This window comes from Pseudomonas sp. D4002, assembly GCF_013385665.1.
Taxonomy (GTDB): domain Bacteria; phylum Pseudomonadota; class Gammaproteobacteria; order Pseudomonadales; family Pseudomonadaceae; genus Aquipseudomonas.
On record NZ_JACAPN010000077.1, the window covers coordinates 475 to 1,480 of the forward strand.

The 1,006-nt window shown below is 66.1% G+C and carries 1 protein-coding gene; it reads left to right on the plus strand.

Going from position 1 to position 1,006, the window contains the following annotated elements; all coding sequences use genetic code 11:
* On the plus strand, positions 1–1,006 hold a 1,006-nt coding region (hutU, locus tag HX824_RS32405; RefSeq protein WP_256347076.1), incomplete at both ends, for a urocanate hydratase.

The following is a 1,006-nucleotide window of genomic DNA, read 5'->3' on the forward strand; positions in this document are numbered from 1 at the left end:
GCCGGCAGCTGGATCTACATCGGCAGCCAGGGCATCGTGCAGGGCACCTACGAAACCTTCGTCGAAGCCGGTCGCCAGCACTACAACGATGACCTCAAGGGCCGTTGGGTCCTGACCGCCGGCCTCGGCGGCATGGGCGGCGCCCAGCCACTGGCCGCGACCCTGGCCGGTGCCTGCTCGCTGAACATCGAATGCCAGCAGGTCAGCATCGACTTCCGCCTGAGCAGCCGCTACGTCGACGAACAAGCCACCGACCTCGACGACGCCCTGGCGCGCATCGACAAATACACCAAGGCCGGCCAGGCGATCTCCATCGCGTTGCTGGGCAACGCCGCTGAAATCCTTCCGGAACTGGTCAAGCGCGGCGTGCGCCCGGACATGGTCACCGACCAGACCAGCGCCCACGACCCGCTCAACGGCTACCTGCCCGCCGGCTGGACCTGGGACGAATACCGCGCCCGCGCCAAGACCGAACCGGCCGAAGTGATCAAGGCCGCCAAGCAGTCGATGGCCGTGCACGTCAAGGCCATGCTCGAGTTCCAGAAACAAGGCATCCCGACGTTCGACTACGGCAACAACATCCGTCAGATGGCGCAAGAAGTGGGCGTGGAAAACGCCTTCGACTTCCCGGGTTTCGTCCCGGCCTACATCCGTCCGCTGTTCTGCCGTGGCATCGGCCCGTTCCGTTGGGCGGCACTGTCCGGCGACCCGCAAGACATCTACAAGACCGACGCCAAAGTCAAAGAGCTGATCCCGGACGACGCGCACCTGCACAACTGGCTGGACATGGCCCGCGAGCGCATCAGCTTCCAGGGCCTGCCGGCGCGTATCTGCTGGGTTGGCCTGGGCCAGCGCGCCAAGCTCGGCCTGGCATTCAACGAAATGGTGCGCAGCGGCGAGCTGTCGGCACCCATCGTGATCGGCCGCGACCACCTGGACTCCGGCTCGGTGGCGAGCCCCAACCGTGAAACCGAATCGATGCAGGACGGCTCCGACGCCGTGTCCC